The sequence below is a fragment of the Zhihengliuella salsuginis genome (genome assembly GCF_014651715.1).
In the GTDB taxonomy this organism is placed as follows: domain Bacteria; phylum Actinomycetota; class Actinomycetes; order Actinomycetales; family Micrococcaceae; genus Zhihengliuella; species Zhihengliuella salsuginis.
Genome location: NZ_BMXK01000001.1, coordinates 40,768 through 57,382, shown reverse-complemented (window position 1 = coordinate 57,382; position 16,615 = coordinate 40,768). Strand labels below are relative to the sequence as shown.

At 71.4% G+C, this 16,615-nt stretch carries 16 protein-coding genes and 3 tRNA genes; 8 read left to right on the top strand and 11 right to left on the bottom strand.

Annotated elements, in window-relative coordinates; translation table 11 throughout:
• Window positions 1-24 precede the first annotated feature (24 nt).
• From IE069_RS00280 to IE069_RS00265, 4 genes are all read right to left on the bottom strand, one after another.
• Complete coding sequence (locus IE069_RS00280) at window positions 25-1,125, bottom strand: SDR family oxidoreductase (protein ID WP_189348111.1); 1,101 nt, start codon at window positions 1,123-1,125, stop codon at window positions 25-27.
• 119 nt (window positions 1,126-1,244) lie between these two features.
• Window positions 1,245-1,320: transfer RNA gene (locus IE069_RS00275), tRNA-Phe, on the bottom strand.
• Window positions 1,321-1,371: 51 nt separating this feature from the next.
• Window positions 1,372-1,445: transfer RNA gene (locus IE069_RS00270), tRNA-Asp, on the bottom strand.
• 97 nt (window positions 1,446-1,542) lie between these two features.
• Window positions 1,543-1,615, bottom strand: a tRNA-Glu gene (locus IE069_RS00265).
• 127 nt (window positions 1,616-1,742) lie between these two features.
• Here IE069_RS00265 and IE069_RS00260 point away from each other — a divergent pair.
• The 4 genes from IE069_RS00260 to IE069_RS00245 all read left to right on the top strand — a co-directional run bounded on the left by IE069_RS00260 (window position 1,743) and on the right by IE069_RS00245 (window position 6,123).
• Window positions 1,743-2,114: a metallopeptidase family protein gene (locus IE069_RS00260; RefSeq protein ID WP_189348110.1), complete on the top strand. Its 372-nt coding sequence runs from the start codon at window positions 1,743-1,745 to the stop codon at window positions 2,112-2,114.
• Window positions 2,114-3,043 (top strand): cation diffusion facilitator family transporter, encoded by a 930-nt coding sequence (locus IE069_RS00255; protein WP_189348109.1) that lies wholly within the window; start codon window positions 2,114-2,116, stop codon window positions 3,041-3,043. Before IE069_RS00260 ends, IE069_RS00255 begins: the two co-directional genes overlap by 1 nt.
• A 210-nt stretch (window positions 3,044-3,253) precedes the next feature.
• Window positions 3,254-4,855, top strand: a complete 1,602-nt coding sequence (locus IE069_RS00250) for a C40 family peptidase (protein ID WP_189348108.1) — start codon at window positions 3,254-3,256, stop codon at window positions 4,853-4,855.
• 173 nt (window positions 4,856-5,028) lie between these two features.
• On the top strand, window positions 5,029-6,123 hold the full coding sequence (locus tag IE069_RS00245; protein WP_189348107.1) for an NAD(P)/FAD-dependent oxidoreductase: 1,095 nt from the start codon (window positions 5,029-5,031) through the stop codon (window positions 6,121-6,123).
• Between the two features lie 56 nt (window positions 6,124-6,179).
• Here the strand turns inward: IE069_RS00245 and IE069_RS00240 are convergent, their stop codons facing one another.
• The 4 genes from IE069_RS00240 to IE069_RS00225 all read right to left on the bottom strand — a co-directional run bounded on the left by IE069_RS00240 (window position 6,180) and on the right by IE069_RS00225 (window position 10,335).
• The gene (locus tag IE069_RS00240) at window positions 6,180-7,370 is read right to left on the bottom strand and encodes an FAD-dependent oxidoreductase (protein ID WP_229790844.1); all 1,191 of its coding nucleotides are present in this window, start codon (window positions 7,368-7,370) and stop codon (window positions 6,180-6,182) included.
• Window positions 7,363-8,049, bottom strand: coding sequence for a class I SAM-dependent methyltransferase (locus IE069_RS00235; protein WP_189348106.1), 687 nt, complete (start codon window positions 8,047-8,049; stop codon window positions 7,363-7,365). The genes IE069_RS00240 and IE069_RS00235 overlap by 8 nt, the downstream gene beginning before the upstream one ends.
• Window positions 8,050-9,240 carry a type III polyketide synthase gene (locus tag IE069_RS00230; RefSeq protein WP_189348105.1) on the bottom strand — a complete coding sequence of 397 codons (1,191 nt, stop codon included), beginning with the start codon at window positions 9,238-9,240 and terminating at the stop codon, window positions 8,050-8,052.
• A gap of 114 nt (window positions 9,241-9,354) precedes the next feature.
• Complete coding sequence (locus IE069_RS00225; protein WP_189348104.1) at window positions 9,355-10,335, bottom strand: universal stress protein; 981 nt, start codon at window positions 10,333-10,335, stop codon at window positions 9,355-9,357.
• Window positions 10,336-10,470: 135 nt separating this feature from the next.
• Here IE069_RS00225 and IE069_RS00220 point away from each other — a divergent pair, with 135 nt between their 5' ends.
• Complete coding sequence (locus tag IE069_RS00220) at window positions 10,471-11,898, top strand: NCS2 family permease (protein WP_189348103.1); 1,428 nt, start codon at window positions 10,471-10,473, stop codon at window positions 11,896-11,898.
• 104 nt (window positions 11,899-12,002) lie between these two features.
• On the opposite strand, the gene IE069_RS00215 is transcribed toward IE069_RS00220, so the two are convergent.
• Genes IE069_RS00215 through IE069_RS00205 form a run of 3 tightly spaced genes read right to left on the bottom strand, consistent with a single transcriptional unit; the run spans window position 12,003 to window position 13,746 of the window.
• The gene (locus IE069_RS00215) at window positions 12,003-12,866 is read right to left on the bottom strand and encodes a spermidine synthase (RefSeq protein WP_373287776.1); all 864 of its coding nucleotides are present in this window, start codon (window positions 12,864-12,866) and stop codon (window positions 12,003-12,005) included.
• 8 nt (window positions 12,867-12,874) lie between these two features.
• Window positions 12,875-13,432 carry a GNAT family N-acetyltransferase gene (locus tag IE069_RS00210; RefSeq protein WP_189348102.1) on the bottom strand — a complete coding sequence of 186 codons (558 nt, stop codon included), beginning with the start codon at window positions 13,430-13,432 and terminating at the stop codon, window positions 12,875-12,877.
• A complete protein-coding gene (locus IE069_RS00205; protein WP_189348101.1) occupies window positions 13,432-13,746 on the bottom strand; it encodes a thiamine-binding protein in 315 nt (104 codons plus the stop codon). The genes IE069_RS00210 and IE069_RS00205 overlap by 1 nt, the downstream gene beginning before the upstream one ends.
• A gap of 207 nt (window positions 13,747-13,953) precedes the next feature.
• Here IE069_RS00205 and IE069_RS00200 point away from each other — a divergent pair, with 207 nt between their 5' ends.
• The 3 genes from IE069_RS00200 to IE069_RS00190 all read left to right on the top strand — a co-directional run bounded on the left by IE069_RS00200 (window position 13,954) and on the right by IE069_RS00190 (window position 16,603).
• Window positions 13,954-15,396 (top strand): amino acid permease, encoded by a 1,443-nt coding sequence (locus IE069_RS00200; protein WP_189348100.1) that lies wholly within the window; start codon window positions 13,954-13,956, stop codon window positions 15,394-15,396.
• 108 nt (window positions 15,397-15,504) lie between these two features.
• The gene (locus tag IE069_RS00195) at window positions 15,505-16,038 is read left to right on the top strand and encodes a P-loop nucleotide/nucleoside kinase family protein (RefSeq protein WP_189348099.1); all 534 of its coding nucleotides are present in this window, start codon (window positions 15,505-15,507) and stop codon (window positions 16,036-16,038) included.
• A 130-nt stretch (window positions 16,039-16,168) separates the two neighbouring features.
• Window positions 16,169-16,603, top strand: coding sequence for a Fur family transcriptional regulator (locus IE069_RS00190; protein WP_189348098.1), 435 nt, complete (start codon window positions 16,169-16,171; stop codon window positions 16,601-16,603).
• Window positions 16,604-16,615: the final 12 nt, after the last annotated feature.

Sequence of the window (16,615 nt, the reverse complement as noted above, 5' to 3'; positions counted from 1 at the left end):
TGACTCCGAGGTGCGAGCACACCCCTACGGAATGAGGCGGTCCTCCCGGTACCGGGCGAAGAGGTCTTTGAAGGCCTGCTCCGTGCGGCGGTGGGCGAGGAACCCGGCGTCGCGGCTCTTGCCCATGTCGGTGACGACCTCCATGTCGCGCCCCAGGTCGGCGTCGGTGTGCCACCAGGAGGCGAGCCGGGTGATGTCGGCTTCGACCAGCCCGTGCTTCTCCGCGATCCCGGGCCAGGCGGCCTCGTGCGGCGCCATCTGCTGCTCCAGCGGCCGCGGCGCATCGGCGTAGCCGACCACCCGCTCGGGTGCCACACCCAGGTCGGCCGCCAGCCGCGGCCACATCCACCGCCACCGGAACACGTCTCCGTTGACGATGTTGAACGGCTCGTTCCCGCCGGCCGGGTCGGTGGACGCCCAGATCATCTGCTCGGCGAGCAGGCCGGCATCGGTCATATCGGTGAGCCCGTTCCACTGCTGCTCGCTGCCGGGGAACACGAAGTCCAGGCCCAGCTCGTTGGCCAGCGTCGCCTGGACCGCGATGGTCAATCCCATGTTCATCGCATTGCCGACGGCGTGGCCGATGATCGTGTGCGCCCGGTGCACCGACCAGTGGAATCCCTGGTTGGGGGCGGCGGCGAACAACTCGTCCTCCTGCGCGTAGTAGAAGTTCGGCGCCTCGAGCCGCGGCTCCTCCTCGTGGAAGGGCGTGTCGGGGGTTGCGCCGGCGGCATAGGCCTCGAAGGGGCCGAGGTAGTGCTTGAGGCCGGTCACGAGTGCCACGTGCTGGAGCGGCGCATGGGCGAGAGCCGCCAGGAGATCGCGCAGCATGCCCCCGTTCACCGTGATGTTCTCTGCTTCGGTGTCCTGCTTCTGCCAGGCGGTGAAGAACACGTGGGTGGGGTGCTCGTCGGCCAGCGCGCTGCGCAGACTCTCCGGGTCGCGCAGGTCAGCGGCGACTCCGCGGATGCCCGGTGCCGAGGAGGCGCTGCGCGAGAGCGCGACGACCTCCCAGCCGTCAGCGATGAGCTGGCGGGCGACGGCTGAGCCGGCGATGCCCGAGGCGCCCACGATCAGCGCTGTCCGAGGTGGGGTTGGATGTTCAGTGTTCGCGGTTGATGCCATGGTCGGTTGAAGAGACCACGCCGTTCATTTATTCCGCAGCGGGATTCCGGCTTCTTGTCATCGGCTGGCCCGGGCACGAGAAAGCCCCCGGAGGGAATCCCTCCGGGGGCTTTTCTAGCTGGTGGCTCCGACCGGCGTCGATCCGGTGACCTTTCGATTTTCAGTCGAACGCTCTACCAACTGAGCTACAGAGCCTGGCATCATCACTGATGATCACCACGATCTTCCGTTGCCGGAACATCTCAGCGACCCTGACGGGACTTGAACCCGCGACCTCCGCCGTGACAGGGCGGCGCGCTAACCAGCTGCGCTACAGGGCCAGTGTTGTTTGCGAAGCAGCGCCTCGCTCACAAGATCTAAACCCTATCAGAATCATTTTTGCCTGCGCAAATCGATTCCTCGTGATCTAGATCTCAGTACCCCCAACGGGATTCGAACCCGTGTCGCCGCCGTGAAAGGGCGGTGTCCTAGGCCACTAGACGATGGGGGCCTTCGCCGCTGCGCGGACGAGCCGCGAGCGAACCAGTAAAACTATAGTGCACGCCCGCGCCCAACACAAAACCCGTCCCGCCGCACGCGAATCCCACCAGCGGGGACGGAAAAGCTAGAGTCGATCCATGGCCTTTCTCATGGACGACGACGCGTTCGAGGACGCGGTCTCGCGAGCACTGGACGACATCCCGTCGCGGCTGCGCGACGTCATGGACAACGTCGTCATCTTCATCGAGAACCGGTACGAGCCGGGCCCCGACGAGGATCCCGACACCGTCCTGCTCGGACTGTACGACGGCGTCCCCCTCACCGAGCGCGGCATGGACTGGGGCGAGGTGGCGATGCCGGACCGGATCTTCATCTACCAGGAGCCGATCCTCGAGATGTGCGAGTCGGAGGAGGAGGTCGTCGACGAGGTGGCGATCACGGTCGTGCACGAGGTCGCCCACCACTTCGGCATCGACGACGCGACGCTGCACGAACTCGGGTGGGGCTGATGGGGCACGACCACGGACACAGCCACGGCCTCACGGGAGGCACCGCGACGGGCCGGCACCGCAGGAAGCTGGCCGCCGTCGTCGTCATCACCCTGCTCGGCGTCGTCGCGCAGCTGATCGGCGCCGCCGTCTCCGGGTCGCTCGCGCTGCTCGCCGACGCGGGCCACATGCTCTCCGACGCGGCCGGCGTCGGCATCGCGCTGCTGGCCGCGTGGGTCGCCACCCGCCCGGCGACGAACAAGCGGACGTTCGGCTGGCAGCGCGCCGAGGTGCTCGCCGCGCTGGCGAACGCGACCGCGCTGGTGGTGATCGCCGTCGTCATCACCATCGAGGCGATCGGCCGCTTCGGCGAGACGGCCACGGTGGCGCCGACTCCCATGCTCGTCGCGGCATGCATCGGCCTGGCGGCGAACCTCGCCAGCCTCGGCATCCTGCACAGCGGCCGCAAGGCGAGCCTGAACCTGCGCGGAGCCTACCTCGAGGTCCTCGGCGACACCCTCGGCTCCCTGGCCGTCATCGCCGCGGCGATCGTCATCGCCCTGACGGGGTCGCCGCTGGCGGACCCTATTGCCTCCCTCGCCATCGCGGCGATGATCCTGCCGCGCGCCTGGTCGCTCATGCGCGAGGTCGTCGACGTGCTGCTGGAAGCCACGCCGCGCCACGTCGACCTGGACACGGTCCGCGAGCACATCATCAGCATCGACGGCGTCGTCGACGTCCACGACCTGCACGCGTGGACGATCACCTCGGGCGTCCCCGTCCTCTCGGCGCACATCGTCCTCGACGCCGACCACTTCTCCGCCACCCGGGCCGACGAGGTACTCGACGCCCTCACCGGATGCCTCGGATCGCACTTCGACACCGAGCACTGCACGTTCCAGCTCGAGCCGGCCGAGCACACCCGCCACGAGCACCCCACGCACGACTGAACCCCGCCGCGGACGCGGCGCACCGACGTCGTATATTCCACTTCGGGAATGACACATATGTGATTACTGGGGTTCGTGTGAATCTTGTTGCTCGTGGGGCTCTGGTGCCCTATTCTCGCAGTTGGTGCGCCTTCGCGGCGCGCCCCGCCGGACCCCGCACCCGGGGTACGGATCCGGACTCGCACCTGCGCTCACTCGTGAGGATCACCCATGGCCCAGCGGCACACCCTGCCCGTCGCCTTCTGCGCGCTCGCCCTCGTCGCGGGCGCGTCCCTGACCGGTACGACGGCGGCCGCCTCGCCCCAGCAGGGCTCCCCCGCGTCCGTGCTCGCCGGCGTTTCGCTGCCCGCGGCCCCCGCGGCCGCGGCGAAGCTGCCGTCCGCGGCGGAGATCGAGGCCGCCCGGGGCAACCCGGCCGAGCTGAAGGCCATGATCGAGCGCGTCGAGTCCCTGATCTTCGAGGCCAGCGGCCGCGTCGCCGAGGCCGAGGCCGCCGCTCTGGGCGACCAGGAGTCCGCCACCGCCGCCCAGGAGGTCCTGGCCGAGCGCAACGCCGCCGCCGACGACGCCCGCAAGAACGCGGAAGCCGCCGAGCAGTACTTCGAGGACAGCCGGACAGCCGTCGGCCAGCTCGCCGGGGACCTGTACCGCAACGGCGGCGTGAACCCGGCCGTCTCCGCGCTCCTCACCCAGAGCGAGGCGAACGACGTCCTCTACAAGACGTCCACCATGACCGCGCTCGCCACCAACCGCGCCCACACCCTGGCCTCGGCCGACGAGGCCGCGAACCTCTGGACGGCGTGGGAGGACTACGCGGCCGCCGTCGAGAAAGCCGCCGAGGAGGCCGCCGGCGTCAGCGCGGCCGCGCTCGAGGAGGCCGAACGCGAGCAGGCGAACTACGAGACCGCCCTGGCCGACCAGGAGCGCACCCGCGACCGGCTGATCAACCAGCTCGCAACCCTCCGCGACACCACCGCCCGCGAGGAGTCGGAACGCATCGAGGCGCGGGAAAGCGAGCAGCGCGAGCAGCAGCTCGAGCAGGCGCGCGAGCAGGATCCCGGCGTCGTGCCCGCCGCCGTCCCGGCGCCCGCCGGCCAGGAGCCCGACCTTCCGGCCCCGCCGCCCGCGGTCCCGGACGCCGAGCCCGGCCCAAGCGTGGTCACGCGCCCCACCCCGTCCGCCGAGCCGGCGGCACCGAGGCCGACCCCCAAGCCGACCAGGACCGCAGCCCCGGCCCCGGCGCCGACCCCCACGAAGACTGCCGCGCCCAAGCCGACGCCGAAGCCCACCAGGACGGCCGCTCCGAAACCCACGCCGACCAAGACTGCGACGCCCAAGCCCACCCCGACGAAGACGGCCGCGCCCAAGCCGAAGCCGAAACCGACTCCGAAGCCGACCCCCACGCAGGAGCCGGCACCGGCCCCCGGATCGGGCAGCTCCGCGTACGAGCCGGCCATCTCCTGGGCGATCAACATCGCCAAGGACGACCGCTACACCTACCTCTACGGCGGCAACCCGCCGTGGCAGTTCGACTGCTCGCTCTTCACGCAGTCCGCGTTCCGCCAGGGCGGCGTCTCGCTGCCGCGCACCTCGACGCAGCAGTTCCACTCGGCTCCGATCAAGGTCCCGCTGAACCAGCTCAAGCGCGGCGACCTGGTGTTCTCCAGCTCCAACGGCGGCAGTTCGTTCTACCACGTGGCCATCTACCTGGGGAACGGCCAGGTGGTGCACGCCCGCAACCCGAACGTGGGCATCTCCGTCACGCCGCTGAGCTACGTCAACAACATCTACGCGTACGGCGCCCGCTACTAGCGATCCGAAGACCGGCGGCTCACGGCGGCCGGAAGTACCGCGTCCCCGTCGGCCGAACTGCCCTGATCGTCAGCCCTGGTCCTGAACAGGCGCGGCCGAGCCGGGAGAACGTGGTCACGGCGATCGCGATCGTCCCGGTCGACGCGGGCGTCCGACGCGCCTACGCTGGCGCCATGACACGCATTGCAGTAGTGGGAGCGGGCATCATCGGGCTCTCGGCGGCCAAAGCTCTGCGCGGGCGGGGCGCCGACGTCGTCGTCTACGAATCGGGGGCGCCCGGCGGCGGACAGTCCGCGGGCGAGTCCCGGATCTTCCGGCACGCGCACGACGACGCCCGGCTGGCCGCGTTCGCCCGCCGCAGCCGGGCGAAGTGGCGGGGCTGGTCCGAGGAGTTCGGCCGCCGGCTGATCTCCCCCGGCGACGCCGTGGCCATCGGGGCGGGTGTCGAGGACAAGCTCGCCCTCCTGGAACAGGCCGCGGACGCCCCGGCCGCCCGACTGGACGCGGACGGACTCGCGGACCGGATGCCCCTGCTCGCTGCCTATTCCGGGCCGGCCATGCTCGACGCCGACGGCGGCGCCATCCACACGCTCGTGGCGATCGACGCCCTCTCCGACGCCCTCTCCGCCGATCTGGTCGCGGACCACGTCCTCTCCGTCCGGCAGCTGGGAGCCGGGACCGCGGAGATCCGCACCGGCACCGGCATCGACACCTTCGACCACGTCGTGCTGTGCGCCGGGCGCGGCACGGCCCCGCTCGCGCGCGGGGCGGGCCTGGACCTCCCCGTCGAACTGAGCGCGCACGTCAGGGTCGGCTTCGCCGTCCGCAACCCGGCGGACGCGCCGCTGCCGACCCTCCAGGACGGCAGCGGCGCGTTCGGCGAGACCGGAATCTACGCCGCCCCGGCCGAGGACGACCACCGCTACTCGGTCGGCCTGGGCGAGACCACGCCGGTGTCGCCGGACGGGCGGCTGGAGGACCCGGCCGGGCTGGAAAGGCTGGCCGCGCGCACCGCCGAGTACGTCCGCCGCGCCCTGCCCGGACTGGACCCGGAGCCCCTGAGCCACGTCCACTGCTTCGTCACCACGCTGCCGTGGGGCGACGACGGGGTCGGGATCTGGTCCGCCGGCCCGGTCACCGCGGTGGCCGGGCACAACCTGTTCAAGCTGGCGCCGGCGCTGGGCGAGGCCCTCGCCGAGACGGCCCTGACCGGCGCCGTGCCGGAGCTGCTGCGGCCCGCGTCCCGCCTCGGCGCGGCCCGGCAGTAGCCGCCGGCCGCCGCACCGTCGTCGTCGGCGACGAATCCGGGACGCCGCCCGGCCGCTCAGTGCATCGTGAAGACGCGCGCGACGGCGTCGTGCACCCGGGGAAGGGACGCCGCCCGTCCCATCGCCCCGTTGCGCAGCCCCAGCAGCGGTGCGGGCAGCGGGCGGCCGAGCATCATGTTCAGGTGCGCCTGCCGCGCCGCCGCGCGGGCCGCCCGGCGGCGGACGGTGCCGTACCCGGCCAGGCCGGCCCCGGCGTCGTCCCCGTCCAGCCGGGCGGCGACGAGCGGGGCGAGCATCGCCGCGTCCAGCCAGCCGAGGTTCATGCCCTGCCCGCCGATGGGGCTGACCTCGTGCGCGGCGTCGCCGGCGAGCGCCACACGGCCGGCGACGAACTCGTCCGCGATGCGGCGGCGCACGCAGAAGGAGCTGAGCATCGAATTCCGTTCCGGGTCCAGCACGACGCCGGTGCGCTCCGCGACGGTCGCGGCGAGCCAGCCGGCCGTCGGCCGCTCGACCAGGGAGCGCGTCCGCGCGACCCAGCGCCGGGTGCCGCCGGGCAGCGGGAACGACTCGACGATCCCCGCCCGCTCCAGGTAGAGCACCGCCCGGTCCTCGTCCGCGCCGGTCTCGGGGAAGTCGCCCATGGCGTAGGTGTCGGGGTAGGTGCGCACGGGTGCGCGGATCCCGGCGGCGGCGCGGACCGTGCTGCGGGCGCCGTCGGCGGCGACGACGAACCGGGCCGCGATCTGCCCGTGGGACGTGACGAGCACCGCCCGGTCCGGCTCCTGGTGCAGGCCGCGCACCTCCACACCCCGGTGGAGCGCCGCGCCCGCGGCATCGGCCAGCCGGCGCTCGAGGATGCCCTCCGTCTGGAACTGGGGCAGCGCGAGGACGTACGGGTGCCGGCCCGGGACGGCGCCGAAGGAGAGCTCCCCCACCGCGCGGCCCCGGCTGCGCGCCTCGCCGCCTGGGATGCGGACGCCGCCCGCGATCAGCTCGTCCGCGACGCCCGCCCGCTCCAGCGCGGCCAGGGCCGGCGGGTGGATGCCGATGGCACGCGAGTGCCCGCTGCGCTCCGGGCGCCGCTCCAGGACGACGACGTCGAGACCCGCCCCGGCGAGCAGGATCGCCGCGTAGAGGCCCACGGGCCCGGCGCCGGCCACCACGACGTCGGCCCGCTCCGGGAGGGGCCGCCCGAGCACCGGGCGCGTGGTCGCGCGTTCGCCGGGCACGGGGCGGTCAGGCACGGTGGACCAGCAGGTTCCGGAAGGGGGTCTGGGTCTCGACCCGCCACCCGTCCGGGACGACGGCCCGCAGTTCGGCGGGCCGGTAGCTGCGCCGGATCGAGGTCAGGCCGTCCTCGCGGATGAACGAATCCCGGAACGGCAGCGTCGCCACCGAGAACAGGGGGTAGCCGAGGCGCGTGCGCGCGATGTCGCTGTGCAGCGCCAGCCGGCCGGCGAGCGCCTCCGAGTCGGCGAGCAGCCCGCCCAGCTGCGCGGCGTCCAGATGGTGGAGCAGGTGGTTGGAGGTGACGACGTCGTACCGGGCGCCCTCGGCGACCAGATCGGCGGTGTGCGCGCGCCGGTGGGTGAGGCCCGGCACCGGCGGCAGCGAGCGCAGGTAGGCGTCGGCGCGCTCGTCCGGGTCGATCGCCGTGACCTGGAGCGCGAGCCCGTCGCGGGCCGCCCACCGGGCGAAGGCGCGCGGGATGTCGCCGGCGCCGGAGCCGACGTCGAGCAGCGTGGTGGTGCGCGACGTGGAGAGGACCGGGCGGATCCGCGACACCCACGTGCGGCGCCAGCCGGACACCACCGCGTTGACCAGGCGGAACTGGCGGTAGGTGTTCGCCAGCCGAGCGGGGTCGCAGTCGGGCCGGTCCATCTGCTCGAGAACGTGCTCGTCGCGCCGGGCCAGGAAGTCCATTCAGGCGGAGACCTTCGTCAGGAGCGCGGTCTCCACCGTCAGGCCGGGGCCGAACGCCATCGCGCAGACCCGCTCCGCCCGGCCGGCGTCGGACTCCGCGGTGGAGGGCTCCATGTCCGGCTCCCCGCCCGGCCGCCCGGCACCGGGGTGGTCGAGGATGTGCTTGAGCACGAACATCACCGTCGCGCTGCTCATGTTCCCGTAGTCGCGCAGGGTCTCCCGCGCCGGCACCAGCTGCGCGTCGCTCAACCGGAGCCTGGCCTGCACCTTGTCGAGGATGCTGCGGCCGCCCGGGTGGATGCCCCAGTGCTCGATCTCGTGGTAGTCGACGCCGTGCAGCGACTCGTCGCTCTCGAGGAGCGGGGCGAGCGCCCCGACGATGTGGTCGTCGATGATGTGCGGGACGTAGTTGCCGAGGACCATCTCGAAGCCCTCGTCGCCGATGTTCCACGCCATCGACTCCTCGCCGACGGGCGTCAGGGTGGTCTCGAAGCAGTCGAGCGTCAGGTACGGGCGCGACGGCGGCGCGAGGTCGCCGCGCGCGGAGACCACGGCCGCGGCCGCGCCGTCGGCGAACAGGGACGTGCCGACGATCGTGTCCGGGTCGTTCGACGAGCGCACGTGCAGCGAGCAGAGCTCGGCGCTCACCACCAGGACGACGGCGTCGGGGTCGGCGTCGCAGAAGGACTTGGCGGCCCGCAGCGCCGGGAACGCGGCGTAGCAGCCCATGAAACCGAGGTGGTAGCGCTGGACGGAGGGGCGCAGGCCGAGGGCGCGGACGATCTTGTAGTCGGGGCCCGGGTTGAAGAAGCCGGTGCAGGAGACGGTGACCACGTGCGTGACGTCGTCGGGCCCGATCTCCTCGGCGGCGTCGAGGGCCTTCTGCGCGGCGCCGACGAAGAGCCCGGTCCCGGCCTCGGCGTAGAGCTCGTTGCGCGCCTTGGTGCCGGGCCGGAGGATCTCCATAGTCTCGGAGTCGAAGAAGACCGGGTTCTCGGTCTTCTGCTGCAGCGTGAGCTCTTCCACGGCCGTGTAGCGGGTGTCGATGCCGGACGAGTCGAAGGCGGCGCCGACCAGGCGTCGGCCGAGGCGGGTCAGCCCGGGTTGCTCCGCGAAGACGTCGCGCACCTCGGACTGGACCATGACGGTCGACGGGAGCGCGGTTTCGAGGGACCTCAGCAGCACTGTCATGGTTCATTCTTAGGCGAGCGGCCGCCCGAAGACAACAGAATTCTCCGCCGGACCCGCCCCGAGGCTGTTATTCCTCGTCAACACCCAGGTTCGGGCGGCCCCGGCGGCCGTCGTCTACTCCGCCGGGGTGTCGAAGTCGGAACGGTTGTGCAGGCGCGGATCGTCGAGGTCCGGGACCACCAGGACCGGCCCGCGGGCGTGGTGCAGGACGCCCTGGCTCGTCGAGCCGAGCAGCATGCCCGCGAATCCGCCGCGGCCGCGCGTGCCCACCACCGTGAGGCGGCACCGCTCCGATTCCTCGAGCAGCATCTCGATCGGCGGGCCGTTCACGGCCTCCGTCTCGATCTCCAGCGTCGGGAAGTGGCTCTTCAGCCAGCGCGCACCGTTGCCCAGCTGCACCTCGATGTCGGCGACGAGCGCCTCCTGGTCGACGGTCGCCGGCATCCACGCCAGCGCCCCGCTGACCGGGGGGATGCCGCAGACCACGCGCAGCGGGACGCCGCGCTGGTCGGCCCGCTCGGCAGCGATCAGCACCGCGTGCCGGGCCCGCTCGGAGCCGTCCACGCCCACCACGACGACGTCGCGCCGCTGGGGCGCATCCGCCGGAACGTCGCTGACGCACTGCGGCACGACCACGGTCGGGCACTTGGCGTGCGCCGGGAGCGCGGAACTGACCGATCCGAGCATGCGGCCGACGAACCCTCCGCGGCCGCGCGTGCCGACCACGACCAGGTCCGCATCTTCGCTCAGGTCGAGCAGCACGCCCGCCGGATCGCCCGACTCGAGCCGGGTCCGGACCTCGAGGCCGGCCCGGTCGAGGTCGCGAGTCGCCTCGTGCAGAACCTCTTCGGCGCCCTCGCGGATGACGTCGTCGTCCAGGGTGGCGTAGCCGGCGTCCATGCTCGAGGCCGCGAACACCGGGATGGTGTAGGCGGTGACGATGTTGAGCGGGAGACCGCGACGTCGCGCCTCGTCAGCTGCCCATTTCAGGGCGCACTGGCCGGCTTCCGAGCCGTCCACGCCCACGATGATCCCGTCCGCCTTGCCTCCGGCGCGGTCCGGGTCCGTAACACCTTCGCTGGGGTTCTCAGTCATCGTCCGACTCCTTCGTGAGTGGCTAACGCCGTAGTTATATTGTTCACCTTTCCCTAGGTGTGGTCTAGAACGCAAAAGAACTCGCCATACCATGTATTCATGCCAAAATCGGGAACGGGTCTACGGGACCGCTTCATGCCAAAATCCGGGGCGGGTCCACTGGACCGCTACTTCATGATCTCCGAACGCGGATCCTCCGTCTCCCAGGAGATCCGCGGCGGCGTCGCGACGTTCTTCGCGATGAGCTACATCGTGGTGCTGAACCCCCTCATCCTCTCGGGGGCGGATTCGACCGGCGCCGAGCTGGGCCCGGCCCGCGTGGCCGCAGCCACCGCCCTCGTCGCCGGCATCATGACGATCCTGATGGGCGCCTGGGCCAAGCACCCGTTCGCCATGGCGACCGGCCTCGGCGTCAACGCGTTCCTGGCGATCACGGTGGCCACCAACCCCGGCCTGACGTGGCCCGACGTGATGGGCCTGGTGCTCATCGCGGGCGTCACCATGCTGATCCTGGTGCTCACGGGCTTCCGGACGGCCGTCTTCCGCGCCGTCCCGCCGTCGCTGAAGACCGCGATCGTCGTCGGCATCGGCATGTTCATCGCGCTCATCGGCCTCGTGAACGCCGGATTCGTCCGCCGCATCCCGGACGCCGCCGGGACCACCGTCCCGGTCGGCCTGGGCTTCGACGGCGAGCTGCTCGGCTGGCCGATCCTTGTCTTCGTCGTCGGACTGCTGCTGACCAGCGCCCTCGTCATCCGCAAGGTGCGTGGCGCGATCCTCATCGGCATCGTCGTCTCGGCCGTGCTGGCGAACATCCTGGAGCTCGTTTTCGACATCGGCTCCAGCGTCGAGAACCCCCAGGGCTGGTCCCTCGTGGTCCCCTCCATGCCCGAGTGGTCCTCGCCGGACCTGTCGCTGATCGGCGAGGTCTCCGTCTTCGGGGCGTTCGCGAACATGGGCGTCACGGCGGCCGCCCTCCTGGCCTTCGTCATCCTGCTCTCGATCTTCTTCGACGCCATGGGCACCATGGTGGGCCTGGCCAACGAGGCCGGCACCGTCGACAAGGACGGAAACATCCCGAACGTGGACCGCGTGCTCCTGGTCGATGCCGCGGGCGCGATCGCCGGCGCCGGCGCCTCCACGTCCTCGAGCCAGCTCTACGTCGAGTCCGGCGCGGGCATCGGCGAGGGCGCCCGCACGGGTCTGGCCTCGATCGTGACCGGCGTGCTGTTCGTACTCGCCATGTTCCTGACGCCGCTGATCCACCTGGTGCCGTTCGAGGCCGTCGCCCCGGCGCTCGTCGTCGTCGGCTTCATGATGATCACGCAGGTCGCGAAGATCGACTGGGCCGACTGGGGCGTCGCCCTGCCCGCCTTCCTGACGTTCACGCTGATGCCGTTCACCTACTCGATCGCCAACGGCATCGGTGCGGGCTTCGTCTCGTTCGTCTTCCTGCGCGCCATCCAGGGCCGCGCCAAGGACGTCCACCCGCTCATGTGGGTCGTCGCCGCGGCCTTCGTCCTCTTCTTCGGCATCGGAGTGATCGAGCAGGCCATCGCCTGACCCGGCCGGGCTGGACGCCCCACCCCTGAAACGCGGAGCCGATCTTCCCGGAAAGCGCACCTGCTGACCCCGGAGGATCGGCACCGCGCGCAAGTCGGCACACCTCAGCCCGCGAAGGCGCGGACCTTCTCCTCGTCCCAGTAGGCCGCGGGCACCCCGCCGCCCAGCAGCTCACGCCGCAGGCCCGCGGCGGCCACCTCGGCGACCACGGGTTCCTGCGAGCAGGCGATGATCACGTTGCCGCGCCGGCGCCCCTTGAACATCGCCGGGTCGGCGACGGCCACCACGTGCCCGAACACCGAACGCAGCACGCCCGCCTCGCGCCGGAAGTTGGCGAGGTCCGGCCTGTCGCCGCAGTTCACGATGTAGAGGCCGCCGGCGTCGAGCACGCGGTCGGCGTCGCGCGCCGTCTCCTCCCCCGTCAGCGCGTCGGGGGTCGCGTCCCCGGCGAACACGTCGCGGATGACGACGTCGCGCGTGGCCTCCGTCAGCGACCCGAGCACCTGGCCCGCCTCGCCCTGCCGCAGGCGCAGCAGCGGCGCGCGCGGCAGGTCGAACCACTGGCGCACGTAGTCGGCCAGTTTCCCATCGAGCTCGACGACCACCTGGCGCGCCTCGTACGTCGCATGCACCCAGCGCGCCATCGAGCACGCCCCGCCGCCGAGGTGCAGGGCGCGCAGCTTCCGCTCGCCGAAGTCGTCCGGGGCGAACCGGGCACGCATCAGCGCGGCGATCCACCGCATGTACTCGAAGTCGAGCTGCTCGGGCGCGGCCAGGTCGACGTGCGACGACGGCACGCCGTTGACGTACAGGATCCACCCGGTGCTGAACCGGTCGCGCTCCAGCCGCGCGGTGCCGGTGTCGATCTCGAACTCGCCCTCGACGGGGCCGTCGGTCAGCGTGCTGACGGCCTCGGCCGCGTTCCGCGCACCGCCCTTGGTCTTCGGGGTACGACGCCGGCCGCCCACGCCGGTGCCTAGCCCGCCGCGCCGTCGGAGAGCGTGCCGGTCACGGCGCCGCGCACCATCCGCAGTTCGTTGAGGCCGGTCCAGTCGAGCCCGCCGCCCTCGTCGGCGAGGGGTTCGACGCGCCCGTCCGCTGCGAAGCCGTGCTTCTCGTAGAAGCGGATGGCCCGGCCGTTGCCCTCGAGCACCCAGACGAGAGCGGGGTCGTCGCCGATCACGGTCGCCATGAGCTGCTCGCCGAGGCCGGTCCCCTGGGCGAAGGAGCGCACGTAGAGCATCTGCAGCTCGAGCCCCACCCCCGTGTCGGCGTCGTCGTCCGTGGCCGGCGCCCCGCCGGCGCAGCCGACGATCTCGCCGTCGGTGTCGACCGCGATCCAGAACTCGGCCCCGGCCTCCAGGCCGTTGGTCCACCAGGCCACGAGCTCCTCCCGCCGGGCCTCCTCCGCGGAGAAGAAGGACTCGGGCCGCCGGTCGGAGTAGGTCTCCCGCCACGCGGCGAGCTTCATCTCGAGCGTGCCGCGGATGTCCTCGGGCGTGGCCTTGCGGATGGCGTAGCTGTGCTGGGGCATCAGGAGTGCGCCTCGTCCGCGAGCGCACGCTCGAGGCGCTCGACCTTGCCGTCGATCTCACCCGTGCGGCCGGCGCGGATGTCGGCCTTGAGGACGAGCGAGACGCGGTCGCTGACGGCGGTGACGGCCGCGGTGGCGCGCTTGACGACATCCATGACCTCGTCCCATTCGCCCTCGATCTCGGTGAACATCGACGAGGTGCGGTTGGGCAGGCCCGACTCGCGGACCACGCGGACGGCGGCGGCCACGGCGTCGTGGACGGACCCGTCCGCGTCCTGGGCGTTCATGGGGGCTACGGAAAAGGCGGCAATCATGCCCACAACCCTGCCATCTCGGCGCGCGTGCGCGCTACACGCGCACCGTGTCCACCTATCTCGAAGGGTGCACTTCATGCAAGCACGACCTGGTCAATTGTGACGGAACGCTCATCTCATGGAACACTGGACGCTGCTCCAATCGGGCAATCCCAGCCGTGGCAACCACCCTTTGTTACGGCCAGGCAAGCAACCACGAGGAACAACATGACCTCCAGCAAGACCGCCGTGCACGACAACGGCCCCGGCTCGACGACGAGTCCGGACCCCGCCGCCAACGAGCTCGATCGCAAGCTCTCGCTGCGGCACATCCGCTTCATCGCCCTCGGCTCCGCCATCGGAACCGGGCTGTTCTACGGGTCGTCGGAGACGATCCAGGCCGCCGGGCCGGCCGTCTTGATCGCGTACCTGATCGCCGGCTGCGCGGTCTACGCCGTGATGCGCGCGCTCGGCGAGATGGCCGTCCGCCATCCCGTCGCCGGTTCCTTCGCCCAGTACTCCGGCCGCTACATCGGCCCGCTCGCGGGCTTCCTGACGGGCTGGACGTTCGCGTTCGAGATGATCATCGTCGCGATCGCCGACATGACCGCCGCCGCCATGTACATGAAGATGTGGTACCCCGAAACCCCTGGCTGGGTGTGGATGGTGGCCGCCCTCGTGCTGATCTGCGGCCTGAACCTGCTGCGGGTGAAGGTCTTCGGCGAACTGGAGTTCTGGTTCACGCTCATCAAGATCGTCACCATCGTCGCGATGATCGTCGGCGGACTCGCCCTGATCATCGGCGGCGTGAGCCTGGGCGGCTTCACCCCCGGGCCCCACAACTTCTTCGAGCACTCGGGCTTCGCCCCGTTCGGCGTCTGGGGCATCGTGATGAGCCTCGGCATCGTGGTCTTCTCCTTCGGCGGCGTCGAGACGCTCGGCATGACCGCCGGCGAGGCCGACGACCCGGCCCGCGCCATCCCGAAGGCCGTGAACACGGTCCCGGTCCGCATCCTGGTGTTCTACATCCTCACCATCGGCGTGATGCTGATGCTGATCCCGTGGACGGAGATCGGCTCGGGCGAGTCCCCGTTCGTCCAGGTCTTCTCCGTGCTCGGCATCCCGGGCGCCGCGCACGTCATCAACGCGGTGGTCCTCTCGGCGGCGCTGTCGGCGATGAACTCGATCACCTACGCCGCCTCCCGCACGATGTACGGCCTCGCCGACCAGGGCCACGCACCGGCCTCCTTCCGCCGGATCTCGAAGGCCGGCGTGCCCGTCCAGCCCGTCGCGATCGTGGCCTGCTGCCTCGTCGTCGGACTGTTCGTCTACCTCTGGATCCCGGACCAGCTGTTCCTGATCGTGGCGTCGATCGCGACCTTCGCGACCGTGTTCACGTGGGCGTCGATCCTGCTGGCGCACCACAACATGCGCCGCGAGATGGCCCGGAACGGCGAGAAGCCGGGAGGGTTCACCGCCCCGCTCTGGCCGGTGCTGAACTTCGTCGGCCTGGGCTTCATGGGCCTGATCGTCGTCATCCTGGCGTTCACGCCGGCCGGCCAGGCCGCCCTGACCGTCGGCGCCATCTGGATCGCGCTGCTGCTCGTCGGCTACAAGCTGTTCGTCGGCGCCTCCGGACGGGTGCGCCCCGAGCTGGCCCTGCGCGACTAGGGCCGGTCACCGTCTGACCGCCGCACGGCGTGGCAGAATCGTCGAACACGACGAGGCTGCCACGCCGTCGTCGTCTGGCGCTCGAAGACACAGGCGGAGGTGGATCCCGTGGCCCGACTCATCGCCCTCGCCGGGCTGCCCGGAACGGGCAAGTCGACGACGGCGGCGGCCCTCGCCGCGCGCCTGGGCGCCGTGCTGCTCGGCGTGGACCCGCTGGAGGCCGCGATCGTGTCGGCGGGAGTGCAGCAGAACCGGCAGCCGACCGGGCACGCCGCGTACGCCGCGGTCGAAGCGGCCGCCGAACCGCAGCTGCGCAACGGGCTGGACGTCGTGATCGACGCGGTGAACGACTCTGCGGAGGCGCGCGGGCAGTGGAAGCGGCTGGCCGCGCGGACCGGCGCCGAGCTCACGTGGTTCGAGGTCGTCTGCTCCGACCCCACGGTGCACCGCATGCGCCTGCAGCAGCGCAAACGCGCCGAAGACCAGCTCATCGGCGCACCCACGTGGGTGTCGCTGAACCGGCGCCGGCTCAAGCTCGCCCTCTGGAAGGACCCCCGGCACGTGCTCGACTCGCGGCACGCGACGGCGGCGGAACTGGCCGCGCGGGCGGAATCGCTCGTGGAGGCCGCCACGACTCCGTGACGTCCGCGCGCGAGGCGACCACCAGACCCTGCGTCGGCGGGCGTCCCCGCGCCTGACCGGCGGGTGAACAGCACCCGACAATTTCCCGCCTAATCTTGACTGTGTCCAGAAAGCGGGTAGATTGAGGGACATGCGGACCGAGACAGATCACGAGCACCAGCTGCGTGATGCTGGCCTGCGCGTCACCCGCCCCCGGGTCGCCGTGCTGCAGGCCGTCGAGGCACACCCGCATGCGAGCACGGACACCGTTCTGGGCGCCGTTCACGAGACCCGGCCGGAGGTTTCCCGGCAGGCCGTGTACGACGCCCTGCGCGCCGTGACCCAAGCCGGCCTGCTGCGCAGCATCCAGCCCGCGGGGTCGCTGACACGGTACGAGTCGCGGGTGGGCGACAACCACCACCACCTGGTCTGCCGACAGTGCGGCGTCGTCGTCGACGTCGACTGCGCCCGCGGCAAAGCCCCGTGTCTCCACGCTCCGGACGACCACGGCTTCGACATCGACGAAGCCGAGGTCATCTACTGGGGCCTGTGCCCCGCATGCACCGCCACAACCAAAGCCCCCTGAAGCAATTCCGAA

Bases quoted from the DNA above. Each gene is read 5' to 3' on its own strand.
- IE069_RS00280 (WP_189348111.1), bottom strand. From the start codon at position 1,125: ATGGCATCAACCGCGAACACTGAACATCCAACCCCACCTCGGACAGCG.
- IE069_RS00260 (WP_189348110.1), top strand. From the start codon at position 1,743: ATGGCCTTTCTCATGGACGACGACGCGTTCGAGGACGCGGTCTCGCGA.
- IE069_RS00255 (WP_189348109.1), top strand. From the start codon at position 2,114: ATGGGGCACGACCACGGACACAGCCACGGCCTCACGGGAGGCACCGCG.
- IE069_RS00250 (WP_189348108.1), top strand. From the start codon at position 3,254: ATGGCCCAGCGGCACACCCTGCCCGTCGCCTTCTGCGCGCTCGCCCTC.
- IE069_RS00245 (WP_189348107.1), top strand. From the start codon at position 5,029: ATGACACGCATTGCAGTAGTGGGAGCGGGCATCATCGGGCTCTCGGCG.
- IE069_RS00235 (WP_189348106.1), bottom strand. From the start codon at position 8,049: ATGGACTTCCTGGCCCGGCGCGACGAGCACGTTCTCGAGCAGATGGAC.
- IE069_RS00230 (WP_189348105.1), bottom strand. From the start codon at position 9,240: ATGACAGTGCTGCTGAGGTCCCTCGAAACCGCGCTCCCGTCGACCGTC.
- IE069_RS00225 (WP_189348104.1), bottom strand. From the start codon at position 10,335: ATGACTGAGAACCCCAGCGAAGGTGTTACGGACCCGGACCGCGCCGGA.
- IE069_RS00220 (WP_189348103.1), top strand. From the start codon at position 10,471: ATGCCAAAATCCGGGGCGGGTCCACTGGACCGCTACTTCATGATCTCC.
- IE069_RS00210 (WP_189348102.1), bottom strand. From the start codon at position 13,432: ATGCCCCAGCACAGCTACGCCATCCGCAAGGCCACGCCCGAGGACATC.
- IE069_RS00205 (WP_189348101.1), bottom strand. From the start codon at position 13,746: ATGATTGCCGCCTTTTCCGTAGCCCCCATGAACGCCCAGGACGCGGAC.
- IE069_RS00200 (WP_189348100.1), top strand. From the start codon at position 13,954: ATGACCTCCAGCAAGACCGCCGTGCACGACAACGGCCCCGGCTCGACG.
- IE069_RS00190 (WP_189348098.1), top strand. From the start codon at position 16,169: ATGCGGACCGAGACAGATCACGAGCACCAGCTGCGTGATGCTGGCCTG.